General features: G+C 47.8%; 18 protein-coding genes. 5 read left to right on the top strand and 13 right to left on the bottom strand.

Annotated elements, in window-relative coordinates; genetic code table 11:
- The first annotated feature begins 97 nt into the window (after window positions 1-97).
- The 3 genes from ACYCS5_RS17270 (at window position 98) to gntK (ending at window position 3,878) form a co-directional block, all read left to right on the top strand.
- Window positions 98-796 carry a GntR family transcriptional regulator gene (locus tag ACYCS5_RS17270; protein ID WP_165147990.1) on the top strand — a complete coding sequence of 233 codons (699 nt, stop codon included), beginning with the start codon at window positions 98-100 and terminating at the stop codon, window positions 794-796.
- A 131-nt stretch (window positions 797-927) separates the two neighbouring features.
- Complete coding sequence (locus ACYCS5_RS17265; RefSeq protein WP_318627650.1) at window positions 928-2,289, top strand: GntP family permease; 1,362 nt, start codon at window positions 928-930, stop codon at window positions 2,287-2,289.
- Window positions 2,290-2,330: 41 nt separating this feature from the next.
- Window positions 2,331-3,878, top strand: a complete 1,548-nt coding sequence (gene gntK, locus ACYCS5_RS17260; RefSeq protein ID WP_459759837.1) for a gluconokinase — start codon at window positions 2,331-2,333, stop codon at window positions 3,876-3,878.
- A gap of 162 nt (window positions 3,879-4,040) precedes the next feature.
- Here gntK and ACYCS5_RS17255 read toward each other — a convergent pair whose 3' ends face one another.
- From ACYCS5_RS17255 to ACYCS5_RS17245, 3 genes are all read right to left on the bottom strand, one after another.
- Window positions 4,041-4,160, bottom strand: coding sequence for a hypothetical protein (locus tag ACYCS5_RS17255; protein ID WP_013369112.1), 120 nt, complete (start codon window positions 4,158-4,160; stop codon window positions 4,041-4,043).
- A gap of 146 nt (window positions 4,161-4,306) precedes the next feature.
- On the bottom strand, window positions 4,307-4,873 hold the full coding sequence (locus tag ACYCS5_RS17250; protein WP_459759836.1) for an RNA 2'-phosphotransferase: 567 nt from the start codon (window positions 4,871-4,873) through the stop codon (window positions 4,307-4,309).
- A gap of 139 nt (window positions 4,874-5,012) precedes the next feature.
- Entirely contained in the window at window positions 5,013-5,834 is an 822-nt protein-coding gene (locus ACYCS5_RS17245) for a MerR family transcriptional regulator (RefSeq protein ID WP_340884179.1), read from the bottom strand.
- Window positions 5,835-6,368: 534 nt separating this feature from the next.
- Between ACYCS5_RS17245 and ACYCS5_RS17240 the strand changes: the two genes are divergently transcribed.
- A complete protein-coding gene (locus ACYCS5_RS17240; protein ID WP_165147978.1) occupies window positions 6,369-7,325 on the top strand; it encodes an L-lactate dehydrogenase in 957 nt (318 codons plus the stop codon).
- Window positions 7,326-7,396: 71 nt separating this feature from the next.
- On the opposite strand, the gene ACYCS5_RS17235 is transcribed toward ACYCS5_RS17240, so the two are convergent.
- The 5 genes from ACYCS5_RS17235 to ACYCS5_RS17215 are packed head-to-tail and all read right to left on the bottom strand — an operon-like array spanning window position 7,397 to window position 11,919.
- Window positions 7,397-8,125 carry an ABC transporter permease gene (locus ACYCS5_RS17235; RefSeq protein ID WP_165147975.1) on the bottom strand — a complete coding sequence of 243 codons (729 nt, stop codon included), beginning with the start codon at window positions 8,123-8,125 and terminating at the stop codon, window positions 7,397-7,399.
- Complete coding sequence (locus tag ACYCS5_RS17230; protein WP_029514716.1) at window positions 8,125-8,841, bottom strand: ABC transporter permease; 717 nt, start codon at window positions 8,839-8,841, stop codon at window positions 8,125-8,127. Before ACYCS5_RS17230 ends, ACYCS5_RS17235 begins: the two co-directional genes overlap by 1 nt.
- Entirely contained in the window at window positions 8,838-9,755 is a 918-nt protein-coding gene (locus ACYCS5_RS17225) for an ABC transporter ATP-binding protein (RefSeq protein WP_459759835.1), read from the bottom strand. The genes ACYCS5_RS17230 and ACYCS5_RS17225 overlap by 4 nt, the downstream gene beginning before the upstream one ends.
- 59 nt (window positions 9,756-9,814) lie before the next feature.
- Entirely contained in the window at window positions 9,815-11,245 is a 1,431-nt protein-coding gene (locus ACYCS5_RS17220) for a HAMP domain-containing sensor histidine kinase (protein ID WP_459759834.1), read from the bottom strand.
- Window positions 11,245-11,919: a response regulator transcription factor gene (locus ACYCS5_RS17215; RefSeq protein WP_459759833.1), complete on the bottom strand. Its 675-nt coding sequence runs from the start codon at window positions 11,917-11,919 to the stop codon at window positions 11,245-11,247. The genes ACYCS5_RS17220 and ACYCS5_RS17215 overlap by 1 nt, the downstream gene beginning before the upstream one ends.
- Before the next feature lie 151 nt (window positions 11,920-12,070).
- Between ACYCS5_RS17215 and ACYCS5_RS17210 the strand changes: the two genes are divergently transcribed.
- A complete protein-coding gene (locus ACYCS5_RS17210) occupies window positions 12,071-13,873 on the top strand; it encodes an alpha-glycosidase (RefSeq protein WP_459759832.1) in 1,803 nt (600 codons plus the stop codon).
- A gap of 131 nt (window positions 13,874-14,004) precedes the next feature.
- Here ACYCS5_RS17210 and ACYCS5_RS17205 read toward each other — a convergent pair whose 3' ends face one another.
- The 5 genes from ACYCS5_RS17205 to ACYCS5_RS17185 all read right to left on the bottom strand — a co-directional run bounded on the left by ACYCS5_RS17205 (window position 14,005) and on the right by ACYCS5_RS17185 (window position 17,169).
- The gene (locus tag ACYCS5_RS17205; RefSeq protein ID WP_176715694.1) at window positions 14,005-14,157 is read right to left on the bottom strand and encodes a hypothetical protein; all 153 of its coding nucleotides are present in this window, start codon (window positions 14,155-14,157) and stop codon (window positions 14,005-14,007) included.
- Window positions 14,158-14,602: 445 nt separating this feature from the next.
- Entirely contained in the window at window positions 14,603-15,445 is an 843-nt protein-coding gene (manZ, locus tag ACYCS5_RS17200; RefSeq protein ID WP_269203258.1) for a PTS mannose transporter subunit IID, read from the bottom strand.
- Window positions 15,446-15,456: 11 nt separating this feature from the next.
- Window positions 15,457-16,227, bottom strand: coding sequence for a PTS mannose/fructose/sorbose transporter subunit IIC (locus ACYCS5_RS17195; protein ID WP_459759831.1), 771 nt, complete (start codon window positions 16,225-16,227; stop codon window positions 15,457-15,459).
- A 31-nt stretch (window positions 16,228-16,258) separates the two neighbouring features.
- Complete coding sequence (locus ACYCS5_RS17190; protein ID WP_013369100.1) at window positions 16,259-16,747, bottom strand: mannose/fructose/sorbose PTS transporter subunit IIB; 489 nt, start codon at window positions 16,745-16,747, stop codon at window positions 16,259-16,261.
- A 2-nt stretch (window positions 16,748-16,749) separates the two neighbouring features.
- A complete protein-coding gene (locus ACYCS5_RS17185) occupies window positions 16,750-17,169 on the bottom strand; it encodes a PTS sugar transporter subunit IIA (RefSeq protein ID WP_013369099.1) in 420 nt (139 codons plus the stop codon).
- Window positions 17,170-17,320: the final 151 nt, after the last annotated feature.

The following is a 17,320-nucleotide window of genomic DNA, read 5'->3' as shown; positions in this document are numbered from 1 at the left end:
TCAACTGATACCGTTTACAATGATCTTAAACGGGGTATATAATATTCCATAACTTGTATACCAGTATGCAAAATCATTTCCTAGATAGGAGTATCCTATGAAATATCCAACAACCTGGTTACAGGGCGCATCGCTTGGGGAAAGGATTGCTTGTGAACTTCGGCTTCAGATTATACGCGGCGTTCAGACACCAGGCACTGTGCTATCTGAGAATCAGATTGCTGCCGATTTTGGTACCAGTCGTTCTCCGGTGCGTGAAGCCTTGAAGGCACTCTCGGGCGAAGGACTGATCCGTCTGGAGCGCATGGGGGCGATTGTCGTCGGCATGACACCCGGTGATATGGAGGAGCTATTCGATGTGCGAATGCTGATTGAACATTTTGTTGTACAAAGGTATGTACATAGTGATAATGCCACATTGGTGACTGTTTTGAATCAGATGATTGACAAAATGGAAGTCGCTCTCAAGTACAGGGATGTCGTTGAATTTTCTCTTCAGGATTTTAATTTTCATGAAGCTCTGGTTCTGGAAGCTGGCCATACCCGTATTCTTCATACCTGGAATGGCATGAGACAGCTAATCCTGACGGTCATGTTAGCTGCAACAGAACAACGATTTGCGTCCAACATCGAAGAATCACAAGTCACGATTCACAAACATCGAACCTTTGCAAACGCTTTAAATCAGGGGGATGCTCAGGAGTTGTCAGGATTTATTGAGGATCATTATCGAGATACCCGCAACGCGGTTAACGATAGCGTCCTGTCTCCCTACAGAAGAAAGACATCGTCCTAGCCACAATATGCGTGACAAAGAGCAGATGTACCGCGCTTTATGCGTTTCTCGCTGGCGCGGCTCTCTTTTAATTGAAGTTGTCGACAAGTATACATTTAGCTATACATATAAGAATAAGGAGGCAAACCTTCATGAACACATTATTCGGCTTAAGCCATAACGCGTCCCTGCTCATATGGGCGCTAGTTACCGTCATTCTTTTGATTTTGCTGATTGCTAAATTCAAATGGAATCCCTTCGTTTCACTGCTGCTTTCGTCGGTATTTCTCGGACTGGTTAACGGGATGCCTGGTCATGAAGTTACTGCCTCCATCACCAAAGGGCTCGGCAGTACACTTGGCTCCATCGCCATCGTGATCGGTTTAGGCACAATGCTCGGTAAAATGATGGCAGAATCTGGCGGTGCCGAACGCATCGCGACTACACTGATGGATCGTTTTGGTGAAAAACGCGTTCATTGGGCGATGATGATCGTAGGCTTTATCGTGGGAATTCCGGTGTTTTTTGAGGTTGGTATTATTTTATTAATTCCCATCCTGTTCACGGTTGCCCGTAAAATGAACATGTCTCTGCTGAAAATCGGTATTCCAATGCTGGCAGGACTATCGACGGTACACGGCCTTTTACCACCCCACCCGGCTCCGATGATCGCGATTGAAGCCTTTAACGCCAATATTGGACGCACGATAGGATATGCACTCATCGTGGGCATCCCATCCGCCATTATTGCAGGCCCGGTCTTCGGCGCTTGGATTGGCAAAAGAATCATGGTCAGACCTTCCGAGAGGCTGGACGAGCAGTTCAGAAATACGACGGGGCGGTCGTTGCCTCCCTTTTGGATTACTTTGTTCACCATTTTGTTACCTGTTATTCTAATGCTTAGCGGATCAGTCGCTGAAATTGTAGACCCGGCCAATACACATCCACTCACTGTATTTTTCAAATTCATTGGTGATGAGGTTATGGCATTACTGATTGCGGCCGTGTTTTCTTTTTTCTCGCTAGGCTATGCACGTGGTCTAAAGAAAGAGGACTTGTCCCGTTTTACCAGTGAATGTCTGGCACCAACAGCCTCTATTATCTTAATTATCGGGAGCGGTGGTGCATTTAAAACGGTATTGATCAACAGCGGTGTAGGTCAGGCCATTGCAGCGGTCGCTACAGGAGCCCATATGAATGTGATTGTATTTGCTTTTCTGGTCGCTGCGCTCATTCGTGTAGCCACTGGGTCAGCGACAGTCGCGATGACGACAGGCTCCGGTATTGTTGCACCTGTGCTGGCACTTACACCCGGCGCGAATGTCGAACTGGTCGTCCTTGCTACAGGAGCAGGGTCGCTGATCTTGTCTCATGTGAATGACGCCGGTTTTTGGATGATTAAAGAATTTTTCAATATGACGGTTCCGCAGACTCTAAAATCATGGACCGTTATGGAAACCATCCTCTCCCTGGTCGCTTTCGGTTTGATTATGCTGCTGAGTGTGTTAACTTAACGATAATGAGCTAATAACGGTAAGTGAAGGGGAGATTGAATATGACAGACACCCGATATATGATCGGCGTCGATATCGGTACGACCAGTACCAAAGCAGTTCTTTTCGAAGAAAACGGCAATATTGCCGCCCAGCACCATGTGGGCTATCCGCTCCATACACCTGAGCCGGATGCGGCAGAACAAGATCCGGAAGATATTTTCAAAGCTGTTGTGACGACGGTGCAAGAGGTCATGAAACAAAGCGGAGTGTCAGCTGAGCATGTACTGTTCGTCTCCTTCAGTTCGGCCATGCACAGCGTACTGGCAGTGGATAAGAACGGCAAACCGCTGACCGCCTCTATCACTTGGGCAGATAACCGTAGCGCCAAATGGGCCGAAGCGCTCAAACATGAATACAACGGACACGATATTTACTTACGTACCGGAACGCCTATTCATCCTATGTCACCGCTCACAAAACTAATGTGGATTACACGGGATTTACCAGATGTTGCGACCCAGACGTACAAATTCATTTCCATTAAGGAGTACGTTTTTGCCCGGTTATTCCACCAATATGTCGTGGACCACTCGATTGCCTCTGCAACCGGACTCATGAATTTGCAGCAGTTGGACTGGGACGAGGAAGCGCTGCATATTGCAGGTGTGACGAAGGAGCAGCTATCCGAGCTGGTGCCGACAACTCATGTGCTCAAAGGGCTGGATGAGACCTATGCACATGACATGGGCCTACTGAAGACGACTCCTTTTGTGATCGGGGCCAGCGACGGTGTCTTGTCCAACCTCGGTGTGAATGCGATCAAGCCTGGAGTTGTCGCTGTTACCATCGGCACCAGCGGAGCCATCCGCACCGTAGTTGATAAGCCGCTCACGGATGCCAAAGGGCGCTTTTTCTGTTACGCCTTGACCGAAAAGCTGTGGGTCATCGGCGGCCCGGTGAACAACGGAGGTATAGTCTTCCGCTGGATCCGGGATGAATTTGCAGCCTCCGAAGTGGAAACGGCCAAACGACTGGGACTTGATCCATATCATGTGCTGACCCAAATTGCGGAACAGGTACGTCCTGGCTCCGACGGTCTGCTCTTTCTTCCGTACTTATCCGGTGAACGTGCGCCCCTATGGGACCCGAATGCTCGCGGCTCCTTCTTCGGTCTGTCCCTGCGTCACAAAAAAGAGCATATGATTCGCGCCGCTCTGGAGGGTGTGCTGTTCAATTTGTATACCGTCATGCTCGCCATGGAAGAAGTCATCGACAGACCGTCAGTCATTCACGCCACGGGTGGATTTGCACGCTCGGAGCTATGGAGACAGCTCATGGCAGATATATTTGATCAGGAAGTCATTATTCCCGAAAGTCTGGAAAGCTCATGTCTGGGTGCAGCTATTCTAGGCTTGTACGCACTGGGACGGATTGATTCGCTGGATGCTGTGTCCGGTATGATTGGTACCACTCACCAGCACAAACCGGTGGCAGAACACGTGGATATTTATCGCGATTTACTGCCGATTTATATTCGCATTTCACGTAAATTCGAAGAAGAATTCAAGGATATTGCGGAATTTCAAGCCAAGTCCCTACAGTCTTGAGTTACAAGGTAAACCGAATGGAGTTACAGCAGCGAAGCCATAGGCCCTTAAACTTGTAAAGCGAAGACCCTTCTCATCAAGGGTCTTCGCTTTATTGTTGTGCGCCCTTCGTCACGTAGAGCAGCATTCGTGCATTTTACAGGAAATCGGCCAAGACCGAAATTACAGAAACAGGGTTTTAGAGATGATCACCAACAAAATAAACAGAACCAGAATCGCTCCTACAGAGGTCCATGCGCCTACGCCGCAACCCATACCGCCTACTCCGCACATATGACTCATTTACAACACTCCCTTCGCTCATTTACAGGATCATTGTATGTAGACCTGGTCAAATGCGTAAGGGGGGCATTCCCCCATTTTTGCGGCGAATGCCTGTTTATTTTGGAGACTAGCATTATGTATTAACCTCAAAATTATAGAACCCCTCAAGTGTTGCTCTCTTCATCATCAATACTGCACAAGTCCCAAGGAATCCACTCAGCAAGCCACACCTCATGCCCTGCATAATAAAATGCGATTCCCTCTTCTCTTGCTTTAATCGTGTTTACCTTGAGCATGACCAATTCACCTCTTCGGCTCCCTGCTAATGCTGCAAAGTTAGTGCTTTCAGATAAATGTACATACTTTCTGCCAACAGGATCTAAACCATCCGCCATAATAAATGGCAATGCTTGCTTATTCGTACCATGGTATAGTACATCTGGTGGATTCCCGGGAGTATACTCTATCTTTTGATAGCTATGTCCATATCTAGCTCTGATTCTACCGTTATGGATTTCAAAACGCTGCTTATCTGAATTGCGCACGATCCGCTCAATATCAGTCTGCTTTACACCTGACCAGCCTGGCAAGTTTTGAATGATTTGAAGTAAGTGTTCCACAGTACAAGAGCCGTCTGTAATGTCTAACTTTAGCCCGGATTCCTCGGGTTTGTGTCGCAGCATTTTGCTCATTATTTTACTTAGCTTCATATCTTCCTTTTGTTTCTTCATTGAATTTCTCCTTCCTTTAATATAGTAGATCAAAAGATATTTCTACATAAAATTAAGGATTCCTCTTATTTCTTCTTTATACGCTAAAAGACCATCAGAACCGGGAAGGTCTGATGGTCTTTATCAGAAAAGATGCTAGTTATGCCTCTCTGCGTCTGCGTGGTGTCAGACCAAGCCAGGACAACAACGAACTGCGCGATTTTCGTTGTCTGCCCTGGTAGGTACGCAAATTCGTAATTAACTGCCGATCCCGTTCTTCCTCGACCCTCTCTTTCATCCAACGTTTATGGTCCTCCAGTTGGTTTGATAAGCTAACATTTTTCTCCACCAAACGACTATGCTCTGCTTCCAGTTCCTCCAAACGGCTCCGCATTTCCAACAAAGCGTTTTGCACCATGTCCTGCATCTGCGCCAGTTCTTGTGGCTCTACGGACTCCTGTGTTTGTACAGATACAGGCGCTTGCTTCAATCTATACTCAATAGTTGATGCCAAAGTCTGGAACTCTTCCTGCAATTGTAGCTGCATGGGTTCTTCTGACAGTGTCTGAGCATTCATTTCATCCTGTAACTCTGTCAGTTCAACTGTAGCAGCGACTTGAGCCTGCATGACCGTCTCTTCCCTGCCTTCAGCCGCCGCCATTATTTCTTCCCAGGTTGCGGTCAGTGACTCAGCATCCGAGATGGGTGGCAAGCGGAATTCTTCATCCTCCATTGGAAAGGGAGCGGTCACTCTCTCAAGCACCACCTGAACAGCCTGCTCCATCGTCATATGCTGCTCACGCAACGCCCTCCGCATCACCTTCAAGCACTCAACATCCTCAGCACTGAACATTCTTGATTGATTCGCGGAACGCTGAAACACATACCCCTGCTCCTCCAGCGCCGCTGCATATTTACGAAGGGTACTCGCCCCGATTCCCAACTGTTTTGCTGCTTCCGTCGTCGATTTGATTTCTTCCATTTAATCATTACCTCCCCGGATGGTATGGAAAGAAATAAGCTTGTATATGTAGAATTCGCGAAATCCATTGGAAACCCTTTGGCAAAAATGTTCTAATATTGCAGACTGCTAAGAACCTTTGTCATAACGGAATCTTTGTAGAAATACAAGAAACGACATTGCAGAGAATACTTCGTTCTATGTACACTAAAGACTCTTTAAAGAGCATCACATAAATGTCATACTTTTATAATTCCTATGGCACTATTCCTTCCATCAACATAGTTCATGTTATAATTTATACAGCGGTCACCTTAAATATAAATTGAAATGCACTCTCCTACCTTCCAGTAAAAGTATTGATAATTTACGTTCATTCTACAATTAATCGCAGAAAGACACCTCTTTCACAGTTCATTTTTAATTTTCCGGAATGGAGACAAAAAAATGGATATTTTCAAAAGATCAGCAATATGTTATGTTATGTAACGTAAAATGGATTTCAGGCATAATTTGTAGCATATTAACGTTCGCTGGAACGAGGAGGCAACATAGATGAAGGGGAAGGCAAGGAAAGTAGCTATTGTCGGCGCGGGAATGGTCGGTTCGAGCTGTGCCTACTCAATGGTTAATCAGTCCATTTGTGATGAAATCATGATGATTGACCGCACGTATGATCGGGCTCTGGCCCATGCACTGGATCTGTCCCATTGTATGGAGTTTACGTCCACACGCACTAAGGTACGTGCAGGCACGTATGCAGACTGCACGGATATGGACGTGGTGATTATAACGGCTGGAGCCAACCCTAGACCAGGTCAAGACCGCCTGTCTGTACTGGACGACGCAGTGCTTATCACCAGAGAGATTGTAACAGCGATTATGGAGGGTGGCTTCGACGGTATATTCGTCATTGCCGCTAATCCTGTCGACATTGTAACGTATATGGTACAAAGTATATCCGGTCTGCCGCGCAACAAGGTGATCGGCACGGGCACCTCTATCGACTCGTCCCGGCTCAAGACGTTGCTTTCTGAGGTGTTTTCCATAGATCCACGCAGCGTACAAGGATATGCTCTTGGCGAGCATGGCGAATCCCAATTCGTTGCCTGGTCACACGTAACGATTGGCGGTAAGCCGCTTTTACACATTTTACGGCAGCATAAGGAACGATTCAGCCACGTCGATCTGGACGACATTGCCCGTAAAACCAGGGATGCAGGCTGGGAAATCTTCACCCGCAAAGGCGCCACTTATTTTGGTATTGCCAATGCTCTGGCATACATTACCCGTTCCATTTTAAATGATGATGGTAAAATTATAGCGGTCTCTGCTGTATTGGACGGCGAGTACGGGCACACCCATGTCTGCACAGGCGTTCCAGCGATTATCGGCAGCGGAGGAATTCAAGAGGTCATCGAGTTGGAACTAAGTCCAGAGGAACAAGCGAAGTTCGACGCCTCTTGCCACTTTATCAGCAATAATATCCGTGCCATTTCAGACTTAGTGTAAACCAATAGCACAGAAAAAAACTCCTTACCCTCATTGAGGATAAGGAGTTTTTGCAATCCCCGTATTTCGCCCTATATCTCTTTATAACGAAATACCGTCAGTCCCGCCAACGTAAATACGACAAAGCTGCCCATTATAACCGTCAATAGTGTATCAGTTGGCACCATGAACGCCCCAAAGTTGTCTCTTCCACTCGGCATCATCGCCAATAAAGGCTGTGTCCATGGATAGTACGGACCGTAGGTTTGAGAATTGGCGACCAGAATATTCGGCACGGTGAACACAAAATTCAACGCAAGCGGTGCAGCAAAGCTGGACCACAGAAAGGAGACCAGCAGTTGCAGGGCAGCCAGCGGCAGACAAGCAACCCAGCCCGCAAGCAGGCTTTGGGCAATCACAGCCCAAGGAATCGGTCCGTTCATCCCCTGCACAGCTCCAACACTCAGCAACGCTCCCCCGAACAGTAGCTGGGTCAATCCGACCAAGGCCATAATGATAGTCAGCTTAGCTGCGTACAGACTGGTGCGGGACAATGGCAATGACATCAGCTGCTTCCAGCCGCCGCCCCCATGCTCGAAACGGCAGACCAGAGACCCAAACACGGCCGTCAGCATCGGCAGGAACAGCAGCGCATGAACTGTAAGCATGGCTGACAACAGCAACAGCCAGTTCCCTCCCGGATTCGCCAGCAAACCAATCAGGACGGCAATCGCCGGGCTGACGAGCGCGAGCAGCCAGACGGGCGATTTCGCCATTTTCAACCGTTCAACAGAAAGTAACCGTGCATATCCTCCGAACATTACGCCACATCCTTTCGGCTAAAATGGGCCGCTGTCAGCAGGCTGAGAAGCATACCCGTTCCGCACCCGACGGACGCAAACATCCACGCTTGAGGTGCAACCCAGGCGAATTGAGGCCAGGCCAATGGAAACCATTCGGACAGCTGTGAAGCAAACAAGCTGCCGATGCCTAACGTAATGCCCAGTGTTACAGGTAGCGCTTGATTATGGAATGTGACTGTTAACCACAACAATAATACGAGCATAGGCAACGTGCCGCCTAAGGGCCAAAATCCGAGTCGTAGCAGTTCTCCTACGGGTGCAGGTTCTCCCCCGAAGCCAAGGATCATTCCCAACACCCAAGTCCCTACCGTCAGGAGTAGACAGGACACACACAGCATCCCAATCGCCAACGTCAGCTTGGCCATATAGACGCTGAATTTGGAAATCGGCAAGGCCAGCAACTGCTTCCATGAGTTAGATGTATGCTCCACATTCGCCAACATGGAAGCCACCATAGTAGCTCCTAGCACCAGCGCAAGGGGTACAAAAAGAGCGATGTTATCCATCAAAACTTCCCACAGATGACCCTTGTTACGCGGAATCAGATAGTCATATCGAAGTCCAAAGTTGAGCGCCTGCATGGCCACCAGCCCAAGGGGACCGAGGAACACCAAGAACCAGATTCCCTTTCTGCGTGCTTTGAGCAGATCCGCCGTGAGTGCTCGCAGCATCATAAGGAAGCCCCTCCTTTGCCCACCACCTGCATGAACATATCCTCCAACGATTTGCGGCGTTCCTCCACACGGTATACGGCATGCGTATTTTCGACCAATCTTCTGACCAGCAGTGCAACAGCCGCATCATTCATGTTCTCGAACTCCAGCGCCGATCCGTCCTTCACCGAATGGTAGCCCTGCTCACGCGCAATCAATTGGGCTGCTTCCGGTTCCGACACGACGATCCGAATTCCGCCCGCGGATTCCTGACGGAGATTATGAATCGTGTTTTGGAAGACCAGCTCTCCTTCACGAATAATACCTACGGTATTCGCCATATGCTCTACCTCGCTCAACAGATGGCTGGATACCAGTACGGTGATCCCCCGTTGCTTGGGCATCGCCTGAATCAATGTGCGCATTTCCTGAATACCCTCCGGGTCCAAGCCATTCGTAGGCTCATCCAAAATGAGCACTTCTGGATTCCCAAGCAGGGCTGCTGCAATACCAAGTCTCTGCTTCATGCCCAGCGAGTAGCCTTTGACTGGACGTTTGGCATGCTTGGTCAGTCGGACGACCTCTAACACTTCCGCAATGTTTTGCTTGGGTACATTCAAAATACGGCGAATGGCCTCCAGATTTTCAATGGCGTTCAAATGACCATAATACGAAGGATACTCCACCAACGAGCCGACTTTACGCAAAATATCAAGCTTATGTCTGCGAATATCTTTGCCGAATATACGAATCGTTCCTCGAGTTGGGCGAATAAGTCCAAGCAGCATGCGGATCGTTGTCGTTTTCCCTGCTCCATTTGGACCCAGAAATCCGTAAATATCTCCTCGAGCTATTTTCAGGTCCAACTGATTAACCGCCGCGCGGCCTTTGTATATTTTGCTGAGACCGTTCGTTTCAATAATGTATTCGTTCAAGTTCCTCACCTCGACACCTATCGTAACGTGCCAAGTTTAAAGCCAAGGGAACTCTGAGTTTAAGTTTTGTTTAAAAAACGGATTCGGGTCCCGGCTGATGAACTGAAAATCTCCCTCCCCAAATTCATTTCGCGAGCTAGCAGTTCTGTAATCGCCAAACCAATCCCGGCTCCTTTTTCGCTGGACTGTTGCTCCATTCCCGGGCCTTTATCCGCAATGACCAATGCCTCTCTCCCATTATCCTTCTGAACTTGAATACCAATATATCGGCCTGAGGCAGCATGACGAACTACATTTTGAAAGAGATTGTCCAGCAAACGGCGGAAGCCTTGCTCATCGACATTCCACACCATACTATGCTCAGGCAGGTCGATATCCACTTCAAAGCCCTCCTTCTCCCACACCGGATACCAGCTGGCTACACACTCCCGCACTAGCCGCAGGATATCACGCGGTGTGTTATTCATGGTGTATTTGCCACTGGATAGGAGATTATAGGTCAGCAAGTTGTCGATCAGACTCCCAAGGTCCTTTAGCTTGTTTTCCATTAGTGTAATCGACTGTTTCCCTCTGCTGCTGAGATTTTCACCATCTAGTGTATACAGATGGCTACGCACGACCGTAAGCGGCGTCCGAATATCGTGTGACAGATCCGCGACCAGTCTCTTCCGTAGCTCTTCCTCCTGACGCTCACGTCCCCGACTCTCTGCCAACTGCTCGACCATCTGATTAAATGCTTCTTCCAGCTTGCCGATTTCATCCGGGCGTCCAGTGGCAACAAGAATAGGCAAGCCATCCTCTCCTCGCTGCGACATGGCGGCCTGAAGCTGCAACAGTCTACGCCGAATGCCTCCAAAAAACAGAAGAGATACGCATATAAAAGCGCCCAAAATCAATACAATAAAAAAGAAATAGTACATCAACATACTACTATCAGTAGGTGGCTGTTCAAAGAACGAACGAGGCACTTTTAATACCATATAGCCCTGATTTACATCATTCTTGCCCCCGCCAATAAAGGCTACTACCGTAAACGGCCCCTCATAGCTTGCTTGCTTCATAAAAGCTATAGCCTGCGCAGCGTTCCATTGTTTTGGCAGGTTAGGTTGGGTCGGTAACTCCAACCTAGTTAACCCTGCGGTATCCACCCAAAATATTTGGGATTTAGGGAACATATCTTGTTGTATTTTGCGCAGATGGACTGAGATTTGCTCTGGTGTGGCTCCCTTCAAGGCTACAGCTTCGCGATGCCAGCTATTTTCGGTATGGGTAGCAGAGGGATAGTAAGCGTTTTTAGGCTTGGGCCCCGCCCCCCAATTGAATAACACGCTATATATCAAGGCTGTAGCAGGCAACACAATGGGCAACAGCATCATAGCAACCACAATGATGACCAGATAACGGAACAACAGTGAACTGCGAAACCGACCTCCCTGATCCGGCCTAGAGCTGGGATGCAGCCTCCTCCAACCCTTGCGCGTCCTGTTCATTATGCTTTCACCCGATATCCTACACCACGGATCGTCTCAATGATGCGAGGTGTCGCAGGATCAATCTCCAGCTTTTCGCGCAGGTGTCGGATGTGAACCATTAAAGTTTTGTCTCCGTCGATATATGGATCTCCCCATACCGCTTCATACATTTGCTCTTTCGTCATAATCTGGCCCAAATGCCGCAGTAAATAAGCAAAAATGTGATATTGCTTGCCTGTCAGTGTAATTTCCTCCCCGGTATCACGGTTCACAATACGGTTATCAGGAGAGAACACAGAGAGATGCCCCAGTTGTAAGGATTCTTCGGGCACGGTTCCTGATCGGCGCAGCAAAATCTCCATACGTGCTATGAGCTCGTCCGGGTGAAAGGGCTTGGTTACATAATCGTCGGCGAAATCCAGTCCTTGCAGTTTATCGTCAATGGAGGTACGAGCAGACAACATGAGAATGGGAAGCTCCGGGTACTCTTTCTTGAGCCGTTTCCCTATGGTGAATCCATCCAGACCAGGTAACATCACATCCAAAATCACGAGTTGGCACGTACGGGCTGCCTCCACAGCCCCATCCCCGCAGCGAAGCCATACTACAGCGTAATTCCGCTCTTCCAAATACTGATGCGTCCAAGCACCGATATCCTGGTCATCTTCGATGTATAACACATTTGTTTTCATCATGGGCACCTACTTATCGTTTTTCTTTTATGTAATGGGCATTATAGCATTTATGGTACATAACCCACTTAAAAAGGTTAATAACTATCTTATACGACATACGCTTCACATTTTCAAATTTGAATGCTTATGAAAAAAGGAGGCCTACCCGATGCTGCTGGAAGCAATATACCATCACCCGAAACGCAATTGGGCTTTTGGTTATAATGATGAAACGATATTTCTACGGCTACGTGCGAAGAAAAATGACCTGAACACCGTTCATGCTCTCACCGGAGATAAATACGATTGGGACCGCACCCGACAGCTTGTCCCGATGTCCAAATTCGCTACTGATGGCAGGTTTGATTACTATGAGTGCAGTATAAAACCTACTCACCGTCGGCTGAAATATGGATTTTTGCTAGAAGACGGTGAGGAACGTATTTGGATGAACGAGGACGACTTTACTACCCAAGAACCCGAAAATGCAGATAAACTGTTCCAATATCCGTTTTTGAACCCGATTGATATTCTGAAGCCACCCGCATGGGTGAAGGATGCGGTATTTTATCAGATTTTCCCGGAACGCTTTGCGAACGGTGACCCATCCATCAGCCCAGAAGGTGCAGAGACATGGGGTGGAACCCCACAAAGAGACAATTTTTTCGGTGGCGATCTACAGGGGATTCTGGATCACCTGGACCACCTGAACGAGCTGGGGATTAACGCCATATATATGACTCCTGTGTTCAAGGCGACGACCAATCATAAATATGATACAGAGGATTATATGGAGGTGGACCCACATTTCGGGGACAAAAAGACATTAAAAAAACTGGTCGATGCCTGCCACGATCGAGGAATTCGGGTGCTGCTTGATGCGGTGTTCAACCATTCAGGGCGTACTTTTAAACCGTTCGTCGACGTCCAGGAAAAAGGCGAAGCCTCGCCTTACAAGGACTGGTTCCATGTACATAGCTTTCCCCTGAAAGTGGTGGATGGCATACCGACGTACGATACATTCGGGCTGGAACCGATGATGCCCAAGCTGAACACCGAACATCCTGAGGTAAAAAAGTACCTGCTGGATGTGGCAAAGCACTGGATCGAAGAAATCGGCATCGATGGTTGGCGGTTGGATGTGGCAGACGAGGTGGACCACGCCTTTTGGCGGGAATTCCGCACTACGGTCAAGCAGGCCAATCCGGATGCGTACATTTTGGGTGAAATGTGGAATGAATCGTCTGAATGGCTTCAGGGGGACCAATTCGATGCAACGATGAATTATCCGTTCACCTACGCCGTGAATGATTTCTTCGTCAAAAAAGCGACCGATGCCCAAAGCTTTGCCTACGCCATCGGACGACAGCTGGCCCGCTATCCACAGCAAGCATCCGAGGTTGCTTTCAATCTGCTGGATAGCCATGATACACCGCGCCTACTGACGCTGTGCGGGGGCGACAAGCGACTGATGCGGCTGGCTGCTTTGTTCCAGTTCACGTATATGGGCGCACCCTGCATTTTTTACGGCGATGAGATCGGCCTGGATGGAGATGCCGATCCAGGCTGCCGCCAGTGCATGGAGTGGGATGCCGATAAGCAGGACCACGAGCTGTTCGACTTTTACCGCGAGCTGATTGCGCTTCGTAAGGGGCACCCGGTCCTCCGTGACCAAGGAAGCATCACTTTCCTGGAGGCACAGCCGGAGGGTGCCTCACTTGCCTACGAGCGCCGCAGCGGGGAAGAAGTGCTGCTCGTGCTGCTCAATCGTTCCGATGAGGATCACGTTTTTGAATTGGACATTCCTGAGCAGGAATGGCAATTAGCCTTTGGCGAAAGCCAGTGGTCCGTAGGACCGAAGGGACTGCATGCCGAGCTTCCTCCTTACGGATATGCTGTGCTGAAGGCAACGCCTGTGCGATCAATCAACTCTGCAAAAGAAGTCGACAACAAGACGCAAAGCAAGGCATAGGCTATGTAGACGCGGATGCTGATGAAAGTACCTGCCGAATACGGCAAAAAAAGCGAAACCACCAGGAACAAGATAGTTAACTTGTTCCTGGTGGTCTTTTTACGTTAAATATGAGCTTCTATCCAAGTCGATTATTTGTTTTTAACATCTGTTCTTACTACCCCAACGTCTGAAGCATTGATAGAAATGGGATTGCCGCCTTGCCCTGTTTGAGCTGAAGAAGATTGTCTAACGTCCACCCTAATTCTTTTGCCCTTAAAGCCAGTTCGTCTCCTTTTTCCCAATGCAGTGGCCTCCTTAAGTCTTCATGGCTTCATAAACCTCTCAATATGACCCAACTGTGGAGAGATATGCTATATGCATATGCCGCTGAAGAAAACAGGTCTCGGCGAATATCAGATCATAGAGAAAAGAGGCTGTTAGTACCCGAGCTGGAAAGCTCCTCCAAGAAATTGCAACGAACATACTAACAGCAAAAGAGCGGAACCTGCTTTTACAGGCTCAATGTGGCTTTAAACCATCATTGAGCCTGTAGTGATTGATGATATAGAATCATTGCTTATATCAGCTATCAACAAGCCAGCAGCCTTTCATGACTATCGTTGAACGCTAGCAGATTCGCTTGTAGATAATTGAATATTTTAATCCGTAAAATTTAAAGCGTTTACAAGTTAAGCGGCAGGTTGCCGGTCAGAGACGGCTGCTTGACCGGATCACTTTACAAATTGCTTAAGCCAATACACCAAGAGCGTATCCAATAATTCCTATTGCGAATAAAGCAAAAATCAGAGCTATAGCATTCACTTTCTTTTTGAGCAGTCTCATGCATAAAAAAGTCAGCAAGAGAGGTAACAGACCAGGTATCAATTGATCCAGAATCATCTGTATCGTCGTAACAACCTCTACTCCATCCGAACGGGTATATCGGGATACTTCGAGTGGTATATTCAGAGTAGTCCATTTGGATACAAGGGCGCCCATAACAAATAGTCCCAGGATGGAGGCCGATTCCGTAAGCTTTTGCAGCCGGTTTCCGGACATGTCGGACACAATCTCCGTCCCTTTTTGGTAGCCGTATTTCAGTCCGTACCACTTAGTGGCCAGGCGAATAACATTAAAAAGCAAGAAAAATAGGACAGGCCCGATAACGCTTCCGGACAACGCAATGGAAGCTCCTAATGCAGCCAGAACGGGGCGTAATGTTCCCCAGAAAATAGGGTCCCCTACTCCAGCCAAAGGTCCCATTAAGCCAACTTTCACACCACTTATGGTAGCATTATCAATCGGCTGGCCATTGGCTTTCTGCTCCTCCATAGCGGCCGTTACCCCCATAATCGGTGCAGAGATAAACGGTTGAGTATTAAAAAACTCCAAATGCCGCTTTAGTGCTTCTTTTTGGTCTTCCTTCTTGCTGTATAGCCGCTTGATTGCCGGAATCAAGGTGACACAAAAACCAATCGACTGCATACGCTCAAAGTTAAACGAGCCCAGCAGGAACCATGAACGGAAAAACATTTTGTTTAAATCGCTTTTGGTCAACTTTTTTTCTTCCATAGTACCCCACTCTTTCATTAAGAATTTCTTTAGAGCTCTTCAATTTCACCCACTTGATCTTTGCGATGGCTATATTTGGGATTGAGCTGGATATACAGCAGAGCCAGAACCGCCCCCATGATTCCAAAGCCAACCAGATTGATGCTTGTAAATGCCGCGATGACAAAGCCCAAGAAAAAGAAAGGCATCAGATATTTGGCTGCCATCATGTTAATAACCATGGCATACCCTACAACGACGATGAATCCCCCAGCAATTTGCAGCCCTTTTGTAATGACCTCCGGGATCGCGTCCAGCAAAGTCGTAACCAGACCGGTTTCTGCTGCAATAGCCACCAATACGGCAGGCAAAGCGACGCGTAATCCCTGAAGAAGGAGGGCTATGAAGTGACATAATTCAATTCCTTTGAAATTTGAAGATTCGGCATATTTATCTGCCAGATGCTGAAAGAACACGGTAACCGTTCTAACAAAGATAGTTAACACTTGTCCGCCAGCCGCAATCGGAATCGCAACGGCAATTCCCGCACCGATCGATTGGTGCCCGACAATAACCAATATGGTTGAGACTACACTGGCCAAAGCCGCATCCGGAGCCATGGACGCTCCGACATTCATCCAGCCCAAAGCCAACAATTCCAGCGTACCGCCTAGAATAATACCGGTTTTGAGATCTCCCAGGACCAGACCGATCAGTGTACACGCAACTATAGGACGATGAGTCTGTCCTTCATCCAAAACACTGCCCATTCCGCAAATGGCTGCAACTAGCGTGACCATTACGATTTCAAAAACACTCATGTTTGACCCCCTCTCTTATGCGTACGTGTTGTTAAAACTGGACATTTTGGAGCTTGTTAATCAAATTAATTTTAGGATCACTGGCCACTTTTCTAATCTCCAGCTCTATCCCCTTTTCGTGCAATTTATAAAATGCCTCTACATCCTGCTTGTCTACGGACACTGCTCCGGTAATTTGTGTTTTGCCTTCTTTGAAGCACATTCCACCTACATTTACCGATGTAAACGGTACCCCACCTTCTACAACCCGCAGTACATCCGTGGGATTGGTAAACAGGAACAAGGTCTTGAAATCGTTATATTTAGGATTGTTATAAGCTTCAATCGCTTTCGCAATCGTGACAACGTAAGCTTTAATCCCCGGCGGCGCCACTTGTAACAATAAGGTTTTGCGCAGCGTATCCGCAGCGACCTCATTGCTGACGGCGATAATTTTGTTACACTTCGTTTCCTTCACCCACACCGTAGCTACCTGACCATGAATCAGACGGTCATCAATACGAACAAATGATATTTCCATACCTATAATTCCTCCTCTGTTTGTATGTCCCGGATGACACGAAAAGACTTCATTGAATCCTGACCCGCACGGATGGCCAGATCACTTAGATTCTCCACGTTCTCCAGCCCTCTATTAGTCAGCAGGTCTACGATCATTGGCAGGTTTACCCCTGTTACAATGTCCATTTTTTCATACCTGGCCACAATCCTACTGGCCGCATTATAGGGACTGCCACCAAACAAATCGACGAGAAAAATCAATCCGTCCGTCCAATCAATTGTTTCCAAGGCCGCTTTGTACTTCTCAACAAGTCCGTTAACACTTTCACCTGGTTCAAACGTTACACCCACCACATTTTCCAGATGGCCAAAAATCATTTCCGTGGATCTTAGGATCTCTTCAGAAAATTTTCCATGAGTGCCAACAATAACACCTATCATTTGTTTCACCCCCTCCTTGCATCCTTCGCCTATACTTATATGCAAGTCTCATGCCAAGATTCTGTATGATGCGATTAACTATCAAAAAAAAAGACCAAACCCTCGGCTGCTCCGGGAATTTGGCCTTTTCTCATCAACTACTTATTATCCT

The sequence above is a fragment of the Paenibacillus sp. SEL3 genome, from assembly GCF_054602585.1.
This window is presented reverse-complemented; position numbering and strand designations above follow the sequence as displayed.